Origin of the sequence: Motilimonas thetidivivens (assembly GCF_046452435.1) — a bacterium.
Lineage (GTDB): Bacteria > Pseudomonadota > Gammaproteobacteria > Enterobacterales > CBDFNC01 > Motilimonas.
Map to the genome: position 1 here is coordinate 39,364 of NZ_JBKFDK010000016.1, position 21,744 is coordinate 61,107.

Sequence of the window (21,744 nt, forward strand, 5' to 3'; positions counted from 1 at the left end):
TACAAGGGTTTGCGTACAATAGCCCGCTCAATATCAAAATCGGGTGGTTTTAAGTGCTCACTAGTGCAGGTGAACACATTGTATTTATCTAATCTAAAATCAAATACTGCACGTCTATTGGTTAGTTTTCAGGGGGTCACAAGTGAGTTTGGATAAGCTGTTTGTTGAAAAGGAATTAAGTTGGCTATCGTTCAACGAACGAGTATTGCAAGAAGCCATGGATAAAAGTGTTCCTATTGTTGAACGGGTTCGCTTTCTGGGTATCTTCTCCAATAACCTAGATGAGTTTTTCAAGGTTCGTGTTGCTGATGTGAAGCGTCGTATCATCATCAACGAAGCACAAGGCGGCGACGACACAGCTAAACACCTATTGATTAAGATCCAAAATAAAGTACTTAAACTACAACAAGATTTTGATAACACCTACAAAGAAATTATTTTGGCCTTGGCCAGACACAACATTTTCTTGGTCAACGAGAACCAACTCTCAGAAAACCACCAAGCTTGGCTAAGAAGTTACTTCAAAAACAAACTGCTAAGACACCTTGCACCGATAGAGCTCACTAAAAACATAGACTTGGTTAAGTTTTTAAAGGATGAATACACCTATCTTGCTATTGAGATCCGCAAGGGGGATAAAACCACTTACTCCTTGGTTGAGGTTCCAACTAATGATTTACCGCGCTTTGTGCAACTGCCAAGTGAGCAAACCAAGCGTAAGAAATCACTGATTTTATTAGATAATATTATACGCTTTTGTATCGATGACCTCTTCCGTGGTTTTTACGAATTTGACAGCCTCAATGCTTATTCGATTAAGATGACGCGCGACGCCGAATACAATATGCAAAACGTCGCCGAGCACGGCCTACTTGAGCAAATGTCTGAAGGCTTAAAACAACGCCTTACTAACGAACCACTGCGCTTCGTTTACGACCGAGAAATGCCGCTGCATATGGTGGATTTCATCAAGGATAAATTACATATTTCATCCTACGACAGTATTATTCCTGGTGGCCGTTATCATAATTTTAAAGACTTTATTGGCTTTCCAAATGTTGGCCGAGCTTACTTAGAAAACCCTAAGTTGCCCGCCCTGTCCTGCAATCAATTTGAAAAGTTTAATACCGTTTTTGAAGCGATCAGTGAACGCGACATTTTACTCTACTACCCTTATCACAAGTTCCGCTATGTCACTGAATTACTGCGCCAAGCGGCATTTGATCCTAAGGTGAGTACCATCAAGATCAACCTGTATCGGGTCGCTAACAAATCTCGCATTGTTAGCTCCTTAATTGATGCGGTTAACAATGGTAAAAAGGTGACAGTTGTCATTGAACTGCAAGCTCGATTTGATGAAGCAGCCAATATCAAGTGGTCAAAACGCCTTACTCAAGCTGGTGTTAAAGTCGTATTTGGTTTACCTACCCTTAAAATTCACTCTAAGCTATGTTTGATTACACGTCGCGAAGGCGATGAATGGGTTAAATATGCTCACCTAGGCACGGGGAACTTTAACGAAAAAACCGCGCAGATTTATACCGATTTTGCACTGCTCACCAAAAACCCAGAATTAACTCAAGAAGTTGATTCGGTATTTGATTTTATCGAGCACCCGTATCGTCGACCCAAACTAAATCACCTACTGGTTTCTCCTATCAATGCAAGACGCTCTATCTACCGCATGATAGATGCTGAAATTGCCAATGCAAAACAGGGTAAAAAAGCAGCGATTACCGTTAAGGTGAATAACTTAGTAGATAAAGGCATCGTCAACAGGCTTTATGCCGCCAGCTCGGCTGGGGTTAAAATCCGCATGATCATTCGCGGCATGTGCGCCTTGGTACCAGGCATTGAAGGCGTCAGTGACAACATCGAAATCATCAGTATTGTTGATCGCTTTTTGGAGCATCCACGCACGTTTATATTCCACAACAATGGTGATGAGAAATTTTATATTTCGTCTGCCGATTGGATGACCCGAAATATAGATAACCGTATCGAAGTTGGCTGCCCTATTTATCACCCTGAGCTGCAAGCCATGATCAAGTATTTGCTTGAAATACAATTCAACGATACGACTAAGGCAAGGGTGATAGACAAAGAGCAGAAAAATGAATATGTGCAGCGAGGCAATCGCCGTAAGATCCGCTCGCAAGTGAGCTGTTATGAATACCTTAAAAAGCGCGAGCAACAATTACAAATTAAGCATCAGCAAGCGCTAGAACAAGCAGCAGAGCAAGCAAAAGCCGAGCAAAATGATCTAGCTACGCCAGCAGAGCCGATGACCGACATCGCCACAGCGACAAAGCCAGCCGACTTAGAAAAGGTATAATTGCTAAAGGCCACAGCTAAATCTGTGGCCTATTCTCTCTACCAGCCCTTTAGGAACTGATCCTTTAGATTGATACAACCCATCTAGCCAATTATTTAAGCAATCAATACCTTACTAACGACTTAAGTTACTAACTATTTAACTCTAGTGCTCATTATTTTTTTATGGCCATCGTCATTTTACTGTCATACCAAAGACTTAGAGTAAAAATAAAAAATGAGCACAAACATGGACGTCACACACAGCTATCTTGAGATAGCAAACATCATTAAGCAAAACAAGATCAATATTCTGTTGCAGCCTATTGTCGATACGGCCAATGGCCCCGCATTAGGTTATGAAGCCTTAAGTCGAGGTCCATCTAGCTCTCGTTTACATGCACCATTGCACCTCTTTGAAGCCGCAGAGCAAGCAGGATTATTGCCTGATTTAGAGCTGACCTGTATCGAAGCCGCACTCGCAAAATTCAGTCAATTAGACTTAAAGTGCTACCTGTTCATTAACTTAAGTGCCAAAGCCATTAATCAAATTGCAATCAAGGCTATTCTTGCGCTACTCAATCACTACCAAGTCGCCCCGCAACAGTTGGTACTGGAATTAACCGAACAGTATCAAATTGAAGATCCCATCAGCATGCAAGCTAAGGTTAAACAAATCAAGCAAAGCGGCATCGCGATAGCGATTGATGATCTTGGCGCAGGCTATTCGGGATTAAGAACTTGGTCGGAATTACAACCTGACTTTATTAAGGTTGACCGCTACTTTGCTAGCGGATTAGATAAAGATCCGATCAAACGCCAGTTTCTGCGCTCAATCTGCCAATTGGCTTATCAAGTTAACTGCAAAATGATTGTTGAGGGCATTGAGCGAGTACAGGAGCTTAAAGTCACCCAAAGTATGGGCATTCAATATTGTCAGGGCTACTTATTTTCTCCCCCGCAAGATGTACCTGTTTCATCAAGACGCTGGTCACATCTGCTGTTAAATAAAAATCAGGACACAAACGCTTTTACTCAACATATCGGCAGCTTATTGCTTCCTTGTATCCCTATTGCCCCGAATACCAAAGCCAACGAAGTCATGGAGCGTTTTTTAGCTGAGCCTGAGCTTAGCTGTTTACCCGTGGTTGAGCAACAAAGACCCCTTGGCTTGATCAAGCGACAAGATCTGTTGAATTTATTTTCTAGTCGTTATGGTCGTGAGCTATATGGCCGCAAACCGATCAATGAGTTAATGCATACTCAGCCTCTCATCGTCGAATCAAGCCTAGATTTAACGCAGGTGAGTACCCAGCTAACCGAAAATGATGCTCTAGAATTAGAGCTAAACTTTATTATCAGCCGCAATGGTATTTATGAAGGCATAGGTGCCATTCGTGACTTAATGCGTGAGTTAACCCAATATCAGCTAAAACTGGCTCGCCATGCCAATCCACTCACTTTGTTACCCGGTAATGTGCCAATTAACCAAACTTTGCAACAGTATTTACGCCAAGGCGGAGGATTTAAAGTCGCCTATTTTGATCTTAACCACTTTAAACCTTTCAATGATTGCTATGGCTACAGCAAAGGGGATGAGGCAATTTCCTTACTGGCTGACATCCTCAAGCAACAATTACATAAAGATCAAAACTTCCTCGGTCATGTTGGGGGTGATGATTTTATTGCACTGCTTAGAGAGGCTAACTGGCAAGCCAGCTGTGAGAGAGTCATTGCTGAATTTGATCAAAAAATCACGCAACTATATAAACCCAAACACCTACTACAACAAGGCATCAGTGGCCTAGATCGCGAAGGCCAAACCCGCTTTTTTCCTATCATGGGGCTCGCGGTTGGCGTGGTCTCAATTCCCGAAAATTATACCGGCTCCTCGGAGTACATCACAGAGCTGGCTTCGCAAGCTAAAAAGCAGGCAAAGCAAAGTCAACATAGCCAGCTTTACATCTTATCGGAGCACATACTGCAAGCAAGGCTACCCGAAGCAACCAAGCTATTAGCCTAGAAAACCTAAGCTAATAGCCATGTTGCAGGGATATGGCTGTTGTCACCAAAAGCCACGGCCGACAAAAGTTAGAGAGCAGGAAAACTGTAACTGGCTTGTATGCCTAGCGGGAAACCTAAACCCCAATAGATAAGTAAGAACGTGGTCCAAATCAGCAGTAAAGCGATGGAATAAGGCAGCATCATAGCCATTAATGTGCCAAGACCGGTATTCTTAACATAACGCTGACAATAGACAACAACCAGAGGAAAGTACGGCATTAATGGGGTAATAATGTTCGAGCTCGAATCACCTACCCGATAAGCCGCTTGAGTTAAGTCCGGAGACAAACCCAGTTGCATCAACATAGGCACCATAATGGGGCCAATCAACGCCCATTTTGCCGATGAAGAGCCAACAAACAGGTTAACCGCCGCCGTTAAAAAGACCATCGCGACTATGGTTACCCCCGAGGGTAATGCCAATGATTTAAGTGCATCCGCTCCTTTTAGCGCCAGCAGCGCACCAATATTAGAGTCGGCAAAGGCTTTAATGAACAAGGCACAGAAAAACGCCATTACAATATAATAAGCCATCGAGCCCATTGACTTGCTCATCGCCGCTATTACATCTTTTGAGCTTTTAAAGGTGCCCACTCGCACACCATAGACAATGCCAGGGATCACAAACAGCAAGAAAATCAGCGGCACAATAGAGCGCATCAAGGGCGCACTAAACACGGCTAACTCACCGGTTGGCGCTCGCATCGGGCTGTCCGCTGGGACACTTGCATAAACTAAAACAGCAACACCAAGTAACATCACCCCAGTGGCTAACCAAAAAGCACCGCGCTCTTTACTGGTGATATCTTCAAAGGTTGGGATATCAGCCGGATCACCATCAACTTTGGTGTCACGCAATCTTGGTTCAATAATACGGTCGGTAATGTACCAACCAACCGACATAATCAACAGGCTTGAAGCCGAAGCAAAAAACCAGTTATTAAGCGGATTAATTTGAATGTCAGGTGCCACAATTTGCGCAGCACTTTGGGTAAAGCTTTGCAGTAATGGGTCGATAGCGGAAGGGATAAAGTTCGCACAAAAACCGCCACTCACACCAGCAAAAGCCGCTGCAATACCCGCCAGAGGATGACGTCCAGCCGCATGAAATATCACCCCTGCCAGTGGAATCACTAACACATAACCGGCATCGGTTGCGGTATGACTAATGATCCCAACCATAATAATGGAGGGTGTCAGCAGTTTTTCAGGTGTCACCTTAAGCAACAACTTTAAACCTGAATTAATAAAGCCCGAATGCTCGGCAACCCCAACACCTAGCATGGCCACTAGTACCACCCCAAGAGGCGCAAAGCTGGTAAACGTGGTCACCATGTTTGCCAAAAAGTCTGCGACCCTTTCACCGGTTAATAGGTTAGTCACATAGATGGCTTCATTGGTGCGAGGATCTAATTCAGTAAAAGTAAAGCTAGAAAGCAGCCAAGATAAAAGCGCTACAATCGATAAAGCGATTAAAAAAAGTACCGCTGGATCGGGTAATCTATTACCGATCCGCTCAATACTATCTAAAGCCTTTAGTAACCTTTTGTTTTTTCGGTTAGAAGGCGCTGGTTCTGTTGCATCTGTTGTCATTGCCATAGGTATAAACCACTATATTGTATTTATATTATTTGTAAAACTCGATTTTAACACTGCAAAAATAGCAAAAAACAGAATATTCAACAAACCTTTATCTAATTTCATAACTGTTTTAGATCAATTAAGCTGTTAATTGTCTGCAAATCACTGCAAAATGCGCCCGTTTACGAAAACACAGGTTATGCAGTGAAATATTTCTGTCACATTTTTCTGCTGTAATCCGCGTGTCAAAAAACTGAAACATCACCTAAGGTGTTAGCTTTCACTTGGCAATAGAGTCATTGAGATACTCTTATAGGTACCCGATGAATCGCTAAGTGATGGTTAAAAGCTTAAGTAGCGCCTAAACAGGAATTGGGGTGCAACCTGAGGTTAAACCTAAGGTAAAACCATACTCAAACCTAACGCAGTGGCATTAAACAAAAGCTCTGCGCTAGTGATAGGAAGCGAAAAATGAAAATGAATCAGGGTAAGCAAGTCATACAAAATACCTTAAATTGGCTTGCAGTAGTGGCACTGGTCTACGCTATGTTAATTGCTGTCAGTACTGTCAGTAGTGGTTTTAAAATCTTTTCTGGTGGAGCCAGCGGAGCTGAGCAAATCTTCCAGTTTGCCAACAATCCTTTTGTCGCTCTATTATTGGGCACCCTTGCCACCGCATTAGTGCAGTCATCTTCTACTGTCACAGCGGTCATTGTCGGTTTAGTTGCCGGCGGTCTGCCTATCTCTATTGCTATCCCTATGATCATGGGTGCAAACATGGGCACAACCATTACAAACACCATAGTGTCTATTGGTCATATTCGTGAAAAAGAAGATTTTAAACGCGCCTTTAGTGCTGCTACCGTACATGATTTCTTTAACCTACTCGCGGTTGCTATCTTTTTACCTCTCGAGCTGATGTTTGGGATTTTGGAAAAGCTGGCCTCCTTCCTTGCTCACCTAATGGCAGGCAGCGCCGATGTTTCCATGAAAGGGCTTGATTTCATGAAGCCTTTAACCAAACCAACGGTTAGCTTGATCAATGATTTATGGTCTTTCTTACCCGGCAAGGCGGTAGGTATCGCCATGGTTGTTACCGGTATTCTGATCATTTTGTTTTCGGTGACCTACCTAGGTAAAGTACTTAAACGCGTACTGGTTGGCCGAGCTAAAAATGTGTTACACAATGCCATAGGTAAAGGTCCGGTAACGGGGATTTGTTCCGGTGCTTTAGTCACTGTGATGGTGCAATCGTCTTCAACCACCACCAGCTTAATGATCCCCCTTGCTGGCTCAGGAATGTTTAGCACTCGCCAAATTTACCCATTTACCTTAGGCGCAAATATCGGGACCACAATCACCGCTTTACTCGCTGCCACCGCCATTACTGGTGCAGCAGCGGAAGCAGCATTGACCATAGCGCTAGTACACTTTTTGTTTAATTTCTTAGCCGTTATCCTTATCTATGGCCTGCCGTTTTTACGTGACCTACCCGTGGTTGCCGCTGAGCGTCTTGCCGAAGTTGGCTCCAAAAACAAAATGCTGGCCTTTAGCTATGTGCTTGGCACCTTCTTTGTCGTACCGGGCTTAATGCTGTTTGGCGCTCGCTAAACCAAGGCTTTGGCGTGGCTTGCTATCGCAGGTCACGCTCCTTCTTTCTCTTTTCTATCTTTAAAACTCAAACACTTATTTCAGCAAGCTCTAGCCTTATTAACTCGTCATCAATACCCTTTGCTTTGTGTGGGTAAAGCCAGTAAAATTTGCGCCCCATTAAACCAGTAAGTGGTTTAACCCTGACTTGATATCAGACCAAAGAGATTAATTATGTTTAAACCTGAATTATTGTCACCTGCTGGCACCTTAAAAAACATGCGCTATGCCTTTGCTTATGGAGCAGATGCCGTGTATGCAGGTCAGCCAAGGTATTCGTTACGCGTGCGTAACAATGAATTCAATCACGAAAATTTACAAATTGGCATTAATGAAGCCCATGCCTTAGGCAAGAAGTTTTATGTGGTATGTAATATTCAACCTCATAACTCTAAGCTTAAGACCTTCATTCGCGATATGAAACCCGTGGTTGATATGGGCCCAGATGCGCTGATCATGTCTGATCCAGGTTTAATCATGATGGTACGTGAACATTTCCCACACATGCCTATTCACCTTTCGGTGCAAGCCAATGCGGTAAACTGGGCTACGGTTAAGTTTTGGCAACAGCAAGGCGTTGAGCGCGTTATCTTATCCCGTGAATTATCACTGGAAGAGATTGAAGACATTCGTGAACATGCCCCCGAAATGGAATTAGAAGTGTTTGTTCACGGCGCGCTGTGTATGGCTTACTCGGGCCGCTGCTTACTATCGGGTTACATTAATAAGCGCGATCCTAACCAAGGAACCTGCACTAACTCTTGTCGTTGGAAATACGACACCCATGAAGCTACCGAAAATGAAGTGGGTGACATTGTCGCGGTTAAACCTGAAATTTATACCCCTAGTGAGCAAGATATTGAGCCGACCCTAGGCGCAGGTAAACCTTCCGATCAAGTCGTGCTGCTACAAGAGCAAGGTCGCCCCGGTGAATACATGCCGGCTTTTGAAGATGAGCATGGTACCTACATCATGAACTCAAAAGATCTTCGTGCCATTGAACACGTTGAACGCCTAACTAAAATGGGTGTGCATTCATTAAAGATTGAAGGTCGTACCAAAAGCTTTTACTACTGTGCGCGAACCGCACAAATCTATAAGCAAGCCATTGATGACGCTGTAGCCGGACGTCCATTTGATCCTAGCCTTAAGCAAACCCTAGAAAGCCTAGCTCATCGCGGCTACACCGAAGGTTTCTTACGTCGCCATAATCACAGCGAATACCAAAATTATGATTACGGCTATTCGGTAAGTACTTATCAGCAATTTGTGGGTGAAATCACCGGGCGTAACGAGCAAACAGGCTTGGTTGAAGTCACGGTGAAAAATAAATTCCTGCTTGGCGACAGCATGGAGCTAATGACGCCAAAAGGTAATATCACCTTTACCTTAGAGCAGATGCAAAACCGAAAAGGCGAAGCCATCGATGATGCGAAAGGATCGGGTCATATCGTTTATATTCCACTACCAGATGATATCGAGCTAGATTTTGCCCTACTGATGCGCAATCTACCGGAAAATGCCGATACCCGTAATCCGCACCAAGCAAAATCTGCTTAAGCGGACTAAGGATTAGCGAATGGCTTTATTGATCACAGATCAATGTATCAACTGTGATATGTGTGATCCCGAGTGCCCTAATACGGCGATCTCGTTTGGTGCTGAAATATATGAAATCGATCCCGACCTGTGCACTGAGTGTGAGGGGTTTTACGATAAACCCACCTGTGTTGCCGTGTGTCCTATTGATTGCATCATCCCAGATCCCGACCATGTTGAAACGCCTGAGCAATTACAAGCTAAGTTCTTGCGTCTTCACCCTTAATTGATTCAAGTCACCACCCAATTGGGCGGTGACTTTTTCCCTTACGCCTTTTACACTGACAGTTGTCATTTTTCCCTTAGTGAGCAACTATGCCCCAAGCTAAGTTCACCCACGGCTCCATCTTTAAGCATATCTTAGTGATGTCATCGACCAATGCCATTGGTCTTACCGCATTGTTTCTAGTTGATTTAATTGACTTATTCTTTATTAGCTTATTAGGGGAAGTAGAATTAGCCGCCGCCATAGGCTATGCCGGTACGCTTTCGTTTTTTACCACTTCCGTTGCCATAGGTATTTCTATTTCCATGTCGGCGCTGGTATCTCGTTCAATCGGTCAAAAAGATCGTGAAAAAGCACGGCGGTTTGCCATCAATATTGCCGTTTTTGGTTTCTTATTAACCAGCCTCTTTAGCGCACTCATGTGGTGCTTTGTGCCAGAGTTACTCGCCTTGCTTGGCGCTACCGGTGATACCTTAGCTTACGCCACTAGCTACCTGCGTATCTTGGTACCTTCTTTGCCATTTTTATGTCTGGCCATGAATATGGGGGCGGCGCTACGCGCTGTTGGCGATGCTAAAAAAGCCATGTATTCAACCCTAACGGGAGGGGCGGTTAATGCGGCCTTTGATCCCCTCTTTATTTTTGCACTGGGTATGGGGCTAGAAGGTGCGGCCATTGCTTCTGTACTCGCTCGATTTGCCGTTTTAGCGGTCGGGTTTTATGGCGCGCATTTTCAACATAGACTGATTGGTCGCTTTCATTGGGCAAACTTTAAACAAGATATTCGCCCTATTGTGGCCATTGCTGGCCCCGGTATTTTGACCAATATTGCCACCCCTTTTGGTAATGCGTACGTCACCGCTGAATTTGCCCAATTTGGTGATGGCTATGTTGCCGGCTGGGCGGTAGTCGGTAGGATCTTGCCCGTTGCTTTTGGCATGATTTTCGCCTTATCCGGTGCAATTGGCCCTATTATTGGCCAGAACTATGGTGCTAATTTATTCGATAGGGTGAGAGCAACGCTGAATGAATCACTCAAGTTTGTCACTTTATATGTACTCACAGCGGCCATGTGCTTGGCGTTTGCGCAGGAGCTAATCATTGCCGCATTTGGTGTGGGTGCAGATGGAGCCAGTATTGTCAGGCTATTTTGTCAGGCGATTGCAGTCAGTTTTGTTTTTTCCGGTGGTCAGTTTATTGCCAATGCTTCTTTTAATAACTTGGGCTTTGCCAGCTACTCTACTTTACTCAATGTGGGTAAATCGACCTTAGGTACGATTCCCTTTGTCTACTTGGGAGCCCTTTGGTATGGGCCTAGTGGGGTCTTATACGGCCAAGCTCTCGGCACCATGATTTTTGGCATCATAGCCGTTGTGATTGCTTATCGCCTAATTGGCAAAATAGAACAAGATTGGCTAGTTTGTCATTCACATCCACCCGCTGAGCCCAAGACAGAAGCCGACATTCCGTTGAGCCCTTTTAGCTCAAGCCGTGTCTACTTGTGTAATGATAATCCAGTCGCGACAAACAAAGCCGAAGATACCACACAGGAAAACAACAAGAGTTAGTAGCAAATCTACTAACTCTGCGCTTCCTTCCTACTGGTACGCCAGCAACGTACGACGAGCAGGCTCTTTAGGCAGCATCACCTTATGATGAGGTTGCATCACCTGCGCAATGGGCGTGTCGCCATTGGCAAAACAACGTAACAGTTTAAAACCATAATCCAATCGCTCAGCACTTAGACCATCAAGTTGATAATCTTCTTGCTTACATTTAATCACTTCGTCCGTGGTGGCTACCACAATATGATCTAACACGAAACAAAGACGATTAAACACAAAATTGCTTAATCTCAGCTCCTGTGCAGAAAACGCACCGCGACAAGTACTGGCAATCCGCACCACTAACCCCGGTAAGGCCGTTAATTCAGAGCGTTCGCAAAGGGCAAAGAAATTCTTTAAAGTGACTTCTTCCCATTCAGGGCTAACCACAATAACAGCATCGGCGTGTTGTAGCAGTCGATGGGTATCGTACCAATCGTCAAGCCAGTGATCGATTTCTTTGCAAAGATCTTCATCCCATAGAGGAATGCTAAGTTTGGATAAGTTGATTAGGCGGCAATTTACCACATCATTCGAGGCTTTCGCCCTGATTGAGATGGCCTGTGCCACTGCGTTAGCAGATGAATTTTTTCTTTGACTACCACTAATTATTACTATGTTCACCGAACACTCCTTGATTCTGGATGTACGGCCCGATAAAAAAACAGTGAGCTAATAATATTATTGTTAAAGGCTTAGCTCTGACCCAAATTGTCATCGAGGACAATGGCAACAATTTAGTACAACTTAGATAGGATTGCATCCAATTCGATTTAAATTAATCAAATAAAGATAAATAAACCAATTACTATTTTAGTTACGGTAGGATTTACTAAGCCGAAGGGAATACGATTTAGAATCTATTGAAACAAAAGTGTCATAAAAAAGCCACCTTACGGTGGCTCGTTAGCGTTCTCGATTAAAGCTGCGAGGCGATCACCTTACCTAACCGCTTGATGCCTTCTTCTATGGTCGCCGGATCCACACTTGAGAAGTTCAGACGCAAAGTGTTGGTTTCCGTGGTGCTAACATAAAAAGGCGCGCCGGGTACAAAAGCAACTTTTTCCTTAATCGCTAAGTCAAACAAGGCTCGTGCATCCATGCCTTCTGGTAAGGTCGCCCACAAGAACATACCGCCTTCTGGTTGGGTACATTTAACTTGAGGTGGAAAATACTTTTTAATCGCCTGCTCCATCGCGTCTTTTTGCTCACCATATACCTTAATGATATTAGCAACATGAGCATCGAGATCATTTTGCGATAGAAACTCAAATAACACCCGTTGTGAGAAGTAGTTTGTATGTAAATCAGAAGCTTGCTTAGCAATAACCAATTTTTCCATCAACGCCTTTGGTGCCACAATCCACCCCAAACGAAACGCAGGTACGACTGTCTTAGAGAAAGAGCCCAGTAATACGGTTTGCTCTGGAATCAACTTACGGAACGAGCTAGCGGGTTTACCTGAAAAACGTAAATCGCCATATGGATTGTCTTCAATCAGTAAGGTTGAGGTTTTCGCCAAGGCAGCTGCCACATCATGGCGATTTTGCTCAGGGTAAGAAACGCCCGATGGATTTTGGAAATTAGGCACAGCGTAAAACAATTTGGCATTAACCTTGTTTAAGGTTTGCTCAAAAGACGCCACATCCAGCCCTGTATCACTGACCGGCACCGGATTGAATTTTGATTTATAAACCGAAAAAGCCTGAATGGCCCCTAAATAACCAGGCTCTTCGATGATCACATCATCGCCCTCGTTGAGAAGGGTTTTACCCAATAAATCCAGCCCCTGCTGTGAGCCACTGGTAATTAGGATTTCGCTAGGATCTATCTCTAACCCTTCATGATCTTTGTAGCGCTTAGCTATGTACTCTCTTAATGGCAGATAACCTTCGGTATTGCTGTATTGCAGAATATCTTTACCCGCACTGTCAAAGACATCTAAGGTAGCTTTTTTTAACGCTTCGACCGGAAATAAATCACGATTTGGCAACCCGCCCGCAAATGAAATGATGCTCGGGTCGACAGCCACTTTTAAGATTTCACGGATGAAGGATTGTGGAACATCTGAGATACGGTCGGAGAAAAGCTTATTCATATTAATACATCCAGGTTACTTCTATAAAATACCACCCAATGGGAAAACATCGGAATTTTATGCTAACAAGAAGGACGTTAGCACCCAGTGGTAACACAATTATTCTTATTAATGGAATGTTTTTATGCTATTTACCGACAAATAACAAGGGATTTTTGGATTCGTCCTAGCGCTTACTCCAAATTTTCCGTTCGGAGATAAAATAATGGCGTACATTGGTAAAAAACACCGCGCAGATAATAAAACCACCGGTAATAGAGCTAAGGTGAGTAAAGAGATTAGCAAGGTAACTGAGCATCATAGGTGACTGCGTTAACCAGTTAATGATGATCAAAACGCCATAACCGAACAAGAAAAGCCAACGAGCCAAGCTCCAGAACAACAATAAGCCGACAATCGCAATCAAAACTAAGGCAGCGCTAAACACTAACATGAGGTAAATGAGTGCGCCGCTAAACTCTGCCCCAGCTGGAAAATAGCTTTGGATTAAATGCTGGCTGATAACTTGCGCTTTTTGCCAAGGCAGGATTTGTTCCGTAACGAATGTCATCGTCACAAAAAAGACAAATACCAGCACTAATAATCGAAATACATTTCGAGCTATCATGTCCACCACCATTACATTGATGGTGCTAGCCTACGATTATCTTTAACTAATTACCAACTGGAAGCGCTAAAGTGTGTAATGGCACAAAAATAGAACAAAAAACGCGCATATTTCACAGTGTTAGGGAACTAATTTTAATTTGCTTGCCAGTCCACCAGAGCCATTTTGAACCGGGGTGAGACCTTGCTCGACAAAATTAGCGAGTGCAGCAATCCCTTGTAAAGCGGGCTTAGGTAGTAATGTCATATCAAAACCATCAAGTAGGTTTTTAACCTCTAAGCCTAATTCGGTATCGCCTTCAATTTTTAGTCGGCGTTGGAAAAATAAAGTATCTGCATCTTCCTTGCGTCCAGCAATTAAGATCAAGTCATTTAGCTGCCCTTGAAATAGCACGTCATGGCTTTGATTGGCATCGGCAACCACAATGCGGTTTTGTTGCAATGTCATACACCAAGCCAAGTTTAGATCACTGATACAGACCTTAAGCCATTTATCGATAAGAAAGTCGAGCTCTTCGTCTTCGATACTAGAGGCAAGCAGTGTATTTAATGCGTTCTCAAGCAATACTCGCTGCACTGCGAAGGGAACCGTTTGGGCGGGCACTCGTAGCACTTGAGGGCCAAGCTTAACTAATTGATGATGAAGTTGCGCTAACATAACATTCCTGATCGGACAAAAATTGCCATTATTGAGCAGTTAACGCCAAGCGTCCCTGTATTAAATCAAACAAATACCATAAAACCTGCGCAACCCTGCCCTGCATCAAAATGACCGGCTTAGGCAATCCCTACAATGCCGAGATTGAAATATGAAAGGCACTAATATGGAACTTCTCTGTCCCGCGGGGAATTTACCCGCGCTCAAAACCGCCATCGACAATGGCGCAGATGCGGTTTACATCGGCTTTAAAGATGACACCAATGCTCGCCATTTTGCAGGTTTGAACTTTACCGATAAGAAATTGCAGCAAGGGGTCGACTATATAAAATCCCACAACAAAGCGTTGCATGTTGCCATCAATACCTTTGCTCACCCAGGTCAGCAACAGCGTTGGTTTAAGGCCATCGATAAATGCGCCGAAATGGGTGCCGATGCCGTGATCGTGGCCGATATTGCCGCGCTTGAGTACGCAACTAAACGTTATCCTGAGCTTGATCTTCACCTTTCGGTGCAAGCTTCTGCAACCAACGCACCGGCCATTGAGTTCTACCAACAAAACTTCAATGTCTCTCGAGTTGTATTGCCACGCGTCCTGTCTATTCATCAAGTTAAACAACTGGCTAGGGCAACTAACATAGAGCTAGAAGTTTTTGCCTTTGGTAGCTTGTGTATCATGGCTGAAGGACGCTGTTATTTGTCCTCGTATGTCACCGGAGAATCCCCCAACACCGTTGGCGCTTGCTCTCCGGCTAAATTTGTTCGCTGGCAGGAAACCCCAAATGGCTTGGAATCTCGCCTCAGTGGGGTGTTGATCGATAAATATCAACACGATGAAAAAACCGGCTACCCGACCTTGTGCAAGGGCCGCTTTAAGGTCGAAGATAGCTTGTACCATGCCCTAGAAGAGCCGACCAGTTTAAACACCTTAGCCCTGCTGCCTGAGCTGTTCAAAGCCAACATCGCTGCGGTCAAAATTGAAGGCCGTCAGCGCAGCCCAGCTTATGTTGAGCAAATTACCCGAGTATGGCGCCAAGCCATAGATACTTATCAGCAAGCGCCAGAGCAATACCAAGTTACCCCCGCTTGGAACAATGCCTTAGACAAAGTTTCCGAAGGCAGCACCACCACCTTAGGCGCTTATCACAAGGCATGGCAATAGGAGCAAGCATGAAGATTTCACTCGGGCCGATATTGTATTTCTGGCCAAAACAAACCGTAACGGATTTTTATCAGCAAGCCTTAACGTCGGACGCCGACATCATCTATTTAGGTGAGACCGTTTGCAGTAAGCGCCGTGAGCTAAAGGCAAAAGACTGGATTGCCTTGGCGAAGGATCTGGCCGCCAATACCGATAAACAAATTATTTTGTCGACCATGGCCTTACTTGAAGCGCCGTCTGAGGTACGTGTCCTTAAAGAGCTTTGTGACAACGGGCAATTTATGGTGGAAGCCAACGACTTGGGCGCAGTTCAGCTGTTAGCCGAACAAAACGTCCCGTTTGTCTGCGGCCCCGCTATCAACTGCTACAACGCCAGTGTGATCCAATTTCTATTAAGCAAAGGGATGAAGCGCTGGGTGATGCCGGTAGAGCTTTCCGCTGATTGGCTGCGCAGCTTGCTCGCTGATTGTGAAGCCTTAGGCATACGTGATCAATTTGAAGTCGAAGTGTTTGCTTGGGGTCATATGCCACTGGCCTACTCGGCGCGATGCTTTACCGCCCGTAGCGAGAACAAAGCCAAAGATGATTGTGAACTTTGCTGCATTAACTACCCGCAAGGGCGCGTGATGCACACCCAAGAGCAACAACCCCTGTTTGTACTCAATGGTATTCAAACCCAATCAGGGCTGCGTTGTAATTTACTCAATGAAACGAAGCAATTGAATGAGTTAGCAGATATTGTCAGGATCAGCCCTGAAGACAGTGCAAGCCTAGGGGTTACCTCATTGTTCAAGCAGCAATTTGCCCACTATAAGCCCTATACGTTAGCTGCGGATGAATGTAATGGCTATTGGTACCACATTGCGGGATTAGCAAAAACAGGATAATAAAAAGCGCTCTGGTTGGTGAGTCAATACTCACCAACCCGTTAACACAACTGAGTCATTCTAGCTTAAGTGCAGCGATAATTTAGCGTAAATTACTGTGCTTTTGTGCCAACAAATCGAGTTCAAGTAACGCATATTTATGCTCAATAAACTCATACACATTATTGCTTAACGAAAGTTTGTAAAAACTAGCAGCAAGCACGTCATTGCCCTGCGCTTGATACCATTTCGCCAAATAGAAATACGCTTCACATAAGCGCTCAGCCAGCCCTTGGTTGTCTTCAATACCTTGAGTTACCGAGCCAATATAATCAGACTCGTTAATTTTACCGGTATAAAAATCTACGATCCGCCAGCCCCATTCATCGGTTTGATGACGAGCCGCATTGTTAGCTAACCGTGTTAGCGCGGCATCCGGTGCAAGGCGGCGCTCAACCAAATATAACCAGATGTTACGATACGGCTCCGATGGCTCAAACGCCACAAAGGCTTCTAAATCGGCGAGTGCGAGGGTATCGGCTCCGGCATAGGATAGCGCAATGCCTCGATTCATATAGGCGTATTGGTGTTCTGGCTGTAGCTCAAGCACCGAATCAAAGGCTTCAAATGCTTCATCAAACTCTTGCATTTGGGTGAGATAAACACCTAAATAATTGTATGCCTCAGCAAAGTCAGGCTTTACCTTGATCGCTTGGTTAAAATCAAAACGCGCTAATGACGTCATTCCTAGTTGATCATAGGTTGCACCGCGCTCATAAAATAATAACGCGAGCTTTTCGCTGTCCACATCGGGAGAGTTAATCATTTGGCCAAGACGAATTAGTTTCAATTCACTTTGGTAAGTCACTTGTAACGGCACAGCCAATACTAAGGATTGGGGACTGTTCACACTTGCGGTATTCGTCGCACAACCAGTTAACAAACCGGCTACGGCTAACATGGCTAAAACCCATTTATTCATTAAATTCCTCCCGTCCTACTTGTATCGCTGGTGATAACTGAAACGAAATGTTGATACAAGCATTATTCTAAGCAGAGACTGGCTGATCCCCGTCTTAAAGTAAAGAAATTAAAGCAAAAAAAAGGAGCCAATCAGGCTCCTTTAGTACACTTAGGCAGAAATATTATTCAGCTGCTGGTGCTTCTGCAGCAGGAGCTGACTCAGCTAATGCTTCTTTAATACTTAGACGTACACGACCTTGACGATCTACTTCTAGTACTTTCACCTTCACTTCATCACCCTCTTTCAGGTGATCAGAGACGTTTTGCACACGCTCTTGGCAAATTTGTGAGATGTGCACTAGGCCATCTTTACCCGGTAGGATATTCACAAACGCACCAAAATCAGCAAGACGAACGACTTTACCTGAGTAGATACGACCCACTTCGATTTCCGCCGTTAGGGCTTCAATGCGGCTAATTGCATCTTTGGCTTGCTCGCCATCGGTTGCAGCAATTTTAACCGTACCGTCGTCATCAATCTCAATCGTCGTGCCAGTTTCTTCGGTAAGTTGACGAATCGTTGCGCCGCCTTTACCGATAACATCACGAATTTTCTCTGGGTTGATCTTGATAGTGTGGATACGAGGTGCAAATTCAGAAATTTCAGTACGTGCACCAGAGATAGCTTGATCCATCACTTGTAGAATATGCAGACGAGCACCACGAGCTTGAGTCAAGGCAACTTCCATGATCTCACGTGTGATACCTTCAATCTTAATATCCATTTGCAGAGCAGTAATACCTTCGCTGCTACCTGCTACTTTAAAGTCCATATCACCTAGGTGATCTTCGTCGCCTAGGATGTCAGAAAGAACAACGAAGTTGTCGCCTTCTTTAACCAGACCCATAGCGATACCCGCAACAGAAGCTTTAAGTGGTACACCCGCATCCATTAGCGCAAGTGAACTACCACAAACAGACGCCATTGAAGACGAACCATTTGATTCGGTAATTTCAGATACGATACGCACTGTGTAAGGGAATTCAGCCAGTGTTGGCATAACCGCTTGTACACCACGCTTCGCTAGACGACCGTGACCAATTTCACGACGCTTAGGCGAGCCAATCATACCGGTTTCACCCACACAGTATGGAGGGAAGTTGTAGTGCAGCATAAAGTAATCTTTTTGCTCACCCATTAGTGAATCGATGTTTTGCGCATCACGCTCAGTACCTAAGGTACAAGTCACCAGCGCTTGCGTTTCACCACGAGTGAATAGCGAGCTACCGTGAGTACGTGGTAATACGCCTGTCTTCACGTCAAGTGCACGAACCGTATCTGGTTCACGACCATCGATACGTGGCGCACCCGCAATAATACGGCTACGTACAACGGTTTTCTCTACATCATGCACAATCTCAGCCGCTTCTTTGGCATCAACAGTTTCATCTTCAGCGACAAGCTGCGCTACTGTTTCTTCAGTGATTTGCGAGATAACATCATAACGTTTTGCTTTTTCGCTGATTTGGTATGCTTCAACCAACTTCGCTTCGGCTAATGCTTTAACTTTATCTTTCAGCGCTGTATTTTCAACTGGAGCAACCCAATCCCATGCAGGAGTAGCTACTTCAGTGGCAAATTCATTGATCGCATCGATAACTTTTTGTTGCTCGTCGTGGCCATATACCACCGCGCCTAGCATCACGTCTTCAGACAATAGCTGAGCTTCTGATTCAACCATTAGCACTGCGTCTTTGGTGCCCGCAACAACAAGGTCTAATTGGCTTGTTTCTAATTCAGTCTTAGTCGGGTTCAGTAGGTACTCACCGTCTTTGTAACCAACACGAGCAACACCGATTGGACCACCGAAAGGCATACCTGAAATGGCTAATGCAGCAGACGCACCAATCATAGCCACTAGATCAGGGTGAACCTCAGGGTTTACCGAAACCACAGTACATACGATTTGAACTTCGTTTTTGAAGCCATCAGGGAATAATGGACGAATTGGACGATCGATTAAACGTGCTGTTAGTGTTTCGCCTTCACTTGGACGGCCTTCACGTTTGAAGAAACCACCAGGGATCTTACCTGCTGCGTAAGTTTTCTCTTGGTAGTTTACCGTTAGAGGGAAAAAGTCACGGCCTGGCTCAGCCGATTTTTTGCCGACAACAGATACAAATACAGCAGTATCATCCATGCTAACCATTACGGCAGCAGTTGCTTGACGAGCGATTGCGCCCGTTTCAAGAGTGACAGTATGTTGGCCATACTGGAAGGTTTTAACTATCGGATTCAGCATGAATCATCCTTTAAATTTTGGGTCGTTAATTTCGCGTGTAATTATACTGTATAAGTTTTTGAAATCATATTATTCAAATACAGCTTAGCCAGTCTGCATTGCATTTTTTTGGCTTATCGCAATAAAGTAAGCCGAGCTGGCTGACAAAAAAACCGTTGGATCAAAAAAGGAGCCTGTTAGGCTCCTTTTGTCTATCTAAGTCGAAATTAACGACGTAGACCTAATTTAGCGATTAGAGCAGCGTAACGCTCTGAATCTTTACGATTTAGGTAATCTAGAAGCTTACGACGTTGGCTAACCATACGTAGTAGACCACGACGGCTGTGGTGATCGTGGATATGAGTCTTAAAGTGACCTTGAAGGTGGTTGATTTGATTTGTTAACAAAGCAACTTGAACTTCAGGTGAACCCGTATCGCCTTCTTTTGTTGCGAATTCTGCAACGATTGCTGCTTTAGCTTCTGCACTTAGTGACATAACTACTCCAGTATCTATAGATTTAAATGAATTACAGCCGATCACTAATTCAGCTGTAAAATGAGATGCGGATTCTACCTGTAGGCTCACTTAAACACAAGCCCACAAATAGATATTTATTGACCATTATGATGGCTCACAATGGCTTAATAATTAACCATGCGTTTAGGCGCGACTAAACCATCATCATTGATTTCGCCTACACCAAGGAACAAACGTGTTTCGCCCGCGGTCATGCGCACCAGTCCAGATGCAGGTGCACCACTCACTTGCACAGGTTGGCCGTGTTTTACATACTCAGCCACTACGTCCGGCATATTCACTTCTGGCAAATGCGATACGGCGGTATCCAGTGGCAATAGCAAAGGATCCAGCACATCACTCGGCTGCGTATCGCTGGCTTGGGCTTGCTCTAAAATACATTGCAATTGATCAAGAGTCAGCATGCGCTCATACGGGTACGTGCTCACCTGAGTCCGACGCAATTGGATCACGTGTGCACCACAGCCCAACAGTTCGCCTAAGTCATCAACAATAGTACGAATATAAGTACCTTTACTGCTGTGCACTTCAAGCTCTAACTCATCACCTTCAAAGCGCAGTAATTTGAGCTCATAAACCGTGATCGGTCTGGCTTCACGTGGCACCTCAATCCCTTCACGTGCATATTTGTAAAGGGGTTGGCCTTGATATTTTAATGCCGAGTACATCGACGGCACTTGCATGCTGTCACCACGGAATTTATCAAGCGCATCGATGAGATCGGCATGACTAAAATCGACAGGACGCTCACTTACCACTTCACCGTCTGAATCACTGGTCGTGGTACGAACGCCAAGTTTAGCGGTCACCACGTAACGTTTGTCAGAGTCGAGTAGGTATTGTGAAAACTTGGTGGCTTCACCTAAACAGATAGGTAACATGCCTGTTGCTAGGGGATCTAATGCGCCCGTATGTCCCGCTTTGGCTGCAAAATAAATGCGTTTCACTTTTTGCAGCGCATCATTAGAAGATATACCCGTTGGCTTATCTAATAATAAAACGCCGTGAACATTACGGCCCTTACTACGTCTCGCCATTACTCTTCCTCGTCACGCCCAGATTGCTGTTGTTTCTGCTTATCTTTATTCACGGCTTCACTCACCAAACCAGACAAACGTAAACCTTCAACCAGTGAGTTGTCGTAAACGAATTTGATTTCAGGCACGATGCGTAAACGCAAGGCTTTACCCAGTAGCATGCGAACATAGCCCGAAGCTTCTTTAAGGCCTTTCATCGACTCTTCGATACCGTCGTCATTAAAGTTCAGCAAGGTAACAAAAACCGACGCATAGGCCAGATCTTTACTCACTTCAACGCTTGATACCGTCACCATACCAATACGCGGGTCTTTTACATCTCGTTGTAAAATTCCTGCAATTTCTTTTTGAATTTGCTGTGCAACTCGTTGTGAGCGGCTAAATTCTTTTGCCATTTTTTTCTCTCTTAAGGCTCTCGACAGCCTCAACCACGACTCATTGAAGGTGTCGCTTGATCAAATCAAGTTGCACCTATGACAAAAAGGGGGGCTATTGC

The 21,744-nt window shown here is 44.5% G+C and carries 18 protein-coding genes; 8 read left to right on the forward strand and 10 right to left on the reverse strand.

Translation table 11 applies throughout. The features are described 5' to 3' along the window. Positions 1-142: 142 nt before the first annotated feature. Both ppk1 and ACK8OT_RS12750 read left to right on the forward strand, forming a co-directional pair. Positions 143-2,335, forward strand: a complete 2,193-nt coding sequence (gene ppk1 / locus ACK8OT_RS12745; RefSeq protein WP_410196900.1) for a polyphosphate kinase 1 — start codon at positions 143-145, stop codon at positions 2,333-2,335. Positions 2,336-2,563: 228 nt separating this feature from the next. Beyond that, the gene (locus ACK8OT_RS12750) at positions 2,564-4,336 is read left to right on the forward strand and encodes a GGDEF domain-containing protein (protein ID WP_410196901.1); all 1,773 of its coding nucleotides are present in this window, start codon (positions 2,564-2,566) and stop codon (positions 4,334-4,336) included. A gap of 68 nt (positions 4,337-4,404) precedes the next feature. Here ACK8OT_RS12750 and ACK8OT_RS12755 read toward each other — a convergent pair whose 3' ends face one another. Further along, the gene (locus ACK8OT_RS12755) at positions 4,405-5,970 is read right to left on the reverse strand and encodes an AbgT family transporter (RefSeq protein ID WP_410196946.1); all 1,566 of its coding nucleotides are present in this window, start codon (positions 5,968-5,970) and stop codon (positions 4,405-4,407) included. 459 nt (positions 5,971-6,429) lie between these two features. On the opposite strand from ACK8OT_RS12755, the gene ACK8OT_RS12760 reads away from it, so the two are divergent. The 4 genes from ACK8OT_RS12760 (at position 6,430) to ACK8OT_RS12775 (ending at position 11,001) form a co-directional block, all read left to right on the forward strand. Beyond that, the gene (locus ACK8OT_RS12760) at positions 6,430-7,569 is read left to right on the forward strand and encodes a Na/Pi symporter (protein ID WP_410196902.1); all 1,140 of its coding nucleotides are present in this window, start codon (positions 6,430-6,432) and stop codon (positions 7,567-7,569) included. 213 nt (positions 7,570-7,782) lie between these two features. Beyond that, positions 7,783-9,168, forward strand: coding sequence for a prephenate-dependent tRNA uridine(34) hydroxylase TrhP (gene trhP, locus ACK8OT_RS12765; protein ID WP_410196903.1), 1,386 nt, complete (start codon positions 7,783-7,785; stop codon positions 9,166-9,168). Positions 9,169-9,187: 19 nt separating this feature from the next. Further along, on the forward strand, positions 9,188-9,433 hold the full coding sequence (locus ACK8OT_RS12770; protein ID WP_410196904.1) for a YfhL family 4Fe-4S dicluster ferredoxin: 246 nt from the start codon (positions 9,188-9,190) through the stop codon (positions 9,431-9,433). Between the two features lie 89 nt (positions 9,434-9,522). Next, positions 9,523-11,001, forward strand: coding sequence for an MATE family efflux transporter (locus ACK8OT_RS12775; RefSeq protein WP_410196905.1), 1,479 nt, complete (start codon positions 9,523-9,525; stop codon positions 10,999-11,001). A gap of 30 nt (positions 11,002-11,031) precedes the next feature. Here the strand turns inward: ACK8OT_RS12775 and ACK8OT_RS12780 are convergent, their stop codons facing one another. From ACK8OT_RS12780 to ubiT, 4 genes are all read right to left on the reverse strand, one after another. Beyond that, complete coding sequence (locus tag ACK8OT_RS12780; protein WP_410196906.1) at positions 11,032-11,661, reverse strand: NADPH-dependent FMN reductase; 630 nt, start codon at positions 11,659-11,661, stop codon at positions 11,032-11,034. Between the two features lie 295 nt (positions 11,662-11,956). Further along, complete coding sequence (locus ACK8OT_RS12785) at positions 11,957-13,135, reverse strand: aminotransferase-like domain-containing protein (RefSeq protein ID WP_410196907.1); 1,179 nt, start codon at positions 13,133-13,135, stop codon at positions 11,957-11,959. A gap of 166 nt (positions 13,136-13,301) precedes the next feature. After that, positions 13,302-13,742: a hypothetical protein gene (locus tag ACK8OT_RS12790; RefSeq protein WP_410196908.1), complete on the reverse strand. Its 441-nt coding sequence runs from the start codon at positions 13,740-13,742 to the stop codon at positions 13,302-13,304. Between the two features lie 120 nt (positions 13,743-13,862). Beyond that, the gene (ubiT, locus tag ACK8OT_RS12795) at positions 13,863-14,399 is read right to left on the reverse strand and encodes a ubiquinone anaerobic biosynthesis accessory factor UbiT (protein WP_410196909.1); all 537 of its coding nucleotides are present in this window, start codon (positions 14,397-14,399) and stop codon (positions 13,863-13,865) included. 166 nt (positions 14,400-14,565) lie between these two features. Here ubiT and ubiU point away from each other — a divergent pair, with 166 nt between their 5' ends. Together ubiU and ACK8OT_RS12805 are read left to right on the forward strand one after the other, a co-directional pair. Further along, entirely contained in the window at positions 14,566-15,561 is a 996-nt protein-coding gene (ubiU, locus tag ACK8OT_RS12800) for a ubiquinone anaerobic biosynthesis protein UbiU (RefSeq protein ID WP_410196910.1), read from the forward strand. 8 nt (positions 15,562-15,569) lie between these two features. Next, the gene (locus ACK8OT_RS12805) at positions 15,570-16,448 is read left to right on the forward strand and encodes a U32 family peptidase (protein ID WP_410196911.1); all 879 of its coding nucleotides are present in this window, start codon (positions 15,570-15,572) and stop codon (positions 16,446-16,448) included. A gap of 82 nt (positions 16,449-16,530) precedes the next feature. On the opposite strand, the gene nlpI is transcribed toward ACK8OT_RS12805, so the two are convergent. From nlpI to rbfA, 5 genes are all read right to left on the reverse strand, one after another. Next, positions 16,531-17,409 (reverse strand): lipoprotein NlpI, encoded by an 879-nt coding sequence (nlpI, locus tag ACK8OT_RS12810; protein ID WP_410196912.1) that lies wholly within the window; start codon positions 17,407-17,409, stop codon positions 16,531-16,533. A 163-nt stretch (positions 17,410-17,572) separates the two neighbouring features. Next, complete coding sequence (gene pnp / locus ACK8OT_RS12815; RefSeq protein WP_410196947.1) at positions 17,573-19,690, reverse strand: polyribonucleotide nucleotidyltransferase; 2,118 nt, start codon at positions 19,688-19,690, stop codon at positions 17,573-17,575. A 209-nt stretch (positions 19,691-19,899) separates the two neighbouring features. After that, the gene (rpsO, locus tag ACK8OT_RS12820) at positions 19,900-20,169 is read right to left on the reverse strand and encodes a 30S ribosomal protein S15 (RefSeq protein ID WP_233073328.1); all 270 of its coding nucleotides are present in this window, start codon (positions 20,167-20,169) and stop codon (positions 19,900-19,902) included. Positions 20,170-20,315: 146 nt separating this feature from the next. After that, on the reverse strand, positions 20,316-21,248 hold the full coding sequence (gene truB, locus ACK8OT_RS12825; RefSeq protein ID WP_410196913.1) for a tRNA pseudouridine(55) synthase TruB: 933 nt from the start codon (positions 21,246-21,248) through the stop codon (positions 20,316-20,318). Then, positions 21,248-21,643, reverse strand: coding sequence for a 30S ribosome-binding factor RbfA (rbfA, locus tag ACK8OT_RS12830; protein WP_410196914.1), 396 nt, complete (start codon positions 21,641-21,643; stop codon positions 21,248-21,250). Before rbfA ends, truB begins: the two co-directional genes overlap by 1 nt. Positions 21,644-21,744: the final 101 nt, after the last annotated feature.

Bases quoted from the DNA above. Each gene is read 5' to 3' on its own strand.
- ACK8OT_RS12750 (WP_410196901.1), top strand. From the start codon at position 2,564: ATGGACGTCACACACAGCTATCTTGAGATAGCAAACATCATTAAGCAA.
- ACK8OT_RS12755 (WP_410196946.1), bottom strand. From the start codon at position 5,970: ATGACAACAGATGCAACAGAACCAGCGCCTTCTAACCGAAAAAACAAA.
- ACK8OT_RS12760 (WP_410196902.1), top strand. From the start codon at position 6,430: ATGAAAATGAATCAGGGTAAGCAAGTCATACAAAATACCTTAAATTGG.
- trhP (WP_410196903.1), top strand. From the start codon at position 7,783: ATGTTTAAACCTGAATTATTGTCACCTGCTGGCACCTTAAAAAACATG.
- ACK8OT_RS12770 (WP_410196904.1), top strand. From the start codon at position 9,188: ATGGCTTTATTGATCACAGATCAATGTATCAACTGTGATATGTGTGAT.
- ACK8OT_RS12775 (WP_410196905.1), top strand. From the start codon at position 9,523: ATGCCCCAAGCTAAGTTCACCCACGGCTCCATCTTTAAGCATATCTTA.
- ACK8OT_RS12785 (WP_410196907.1), bottom strand. From the start codon at position 13,135: ATGAATAAGCTTTTCTCCGACCGTATCTCAGATGTTCCACAATCCTTC.
- ACK8OT_RS12790 (WP_410196908.1), bottom strand. From the start codon at position 13,742: ATGATAGCTCGAAATGTATTTCGATTATTAGTGCTGGTATTTGTCTTT.
- ubiT (WP_410196909.1), bottom strand. From the start codon at position 14,399: ATGTTAGCGCAACTTCATCATCAATTAGTTAAGCTTGGCCCTCAAGTG.
- ubiU (WP_410196910.1), top strand. From the start codon at position 14,566: ATGGAACTTCTCTGTCCCGCGGGGAATTTACCCGCGCTCAAAACCGCC.
- ACK8OT_RS12805 (WP_410196911.1), top strand. From the start codon at position 15,570: ATGAAGATTTCACTCGGGCCGATATTGTATTTCTGGCCAAAACAAACC.
- nlpI (WP_410196912.1), bottom strand. From the start codon at position 17,409: ATGAATAAATGGGTTTTAGCCATGTTAGCCGTAGCCGGTTTGTTAACT.
- rpsO (WP_233073328.1), bottom strand. From the start codon at position 20,169: ATGTCACTAAGTGCAGAAGCTAAAGCAGCAATCGTTGCAGAATTCGCA.
- truB (WP_410196913.1), bottom strand. From the start codon at position 21,248: ATGGCGAGACGTAGTAAGGGCCGTAATGTTCACGGCGTTTTATTATTA.
- rbfA (WP_410196914.1), bottom strand. From the start codon at position 21,643: ATGGCAAAAGAATTTAGCCGCTCACAACGAGTTGCACAGCAAATTCAA.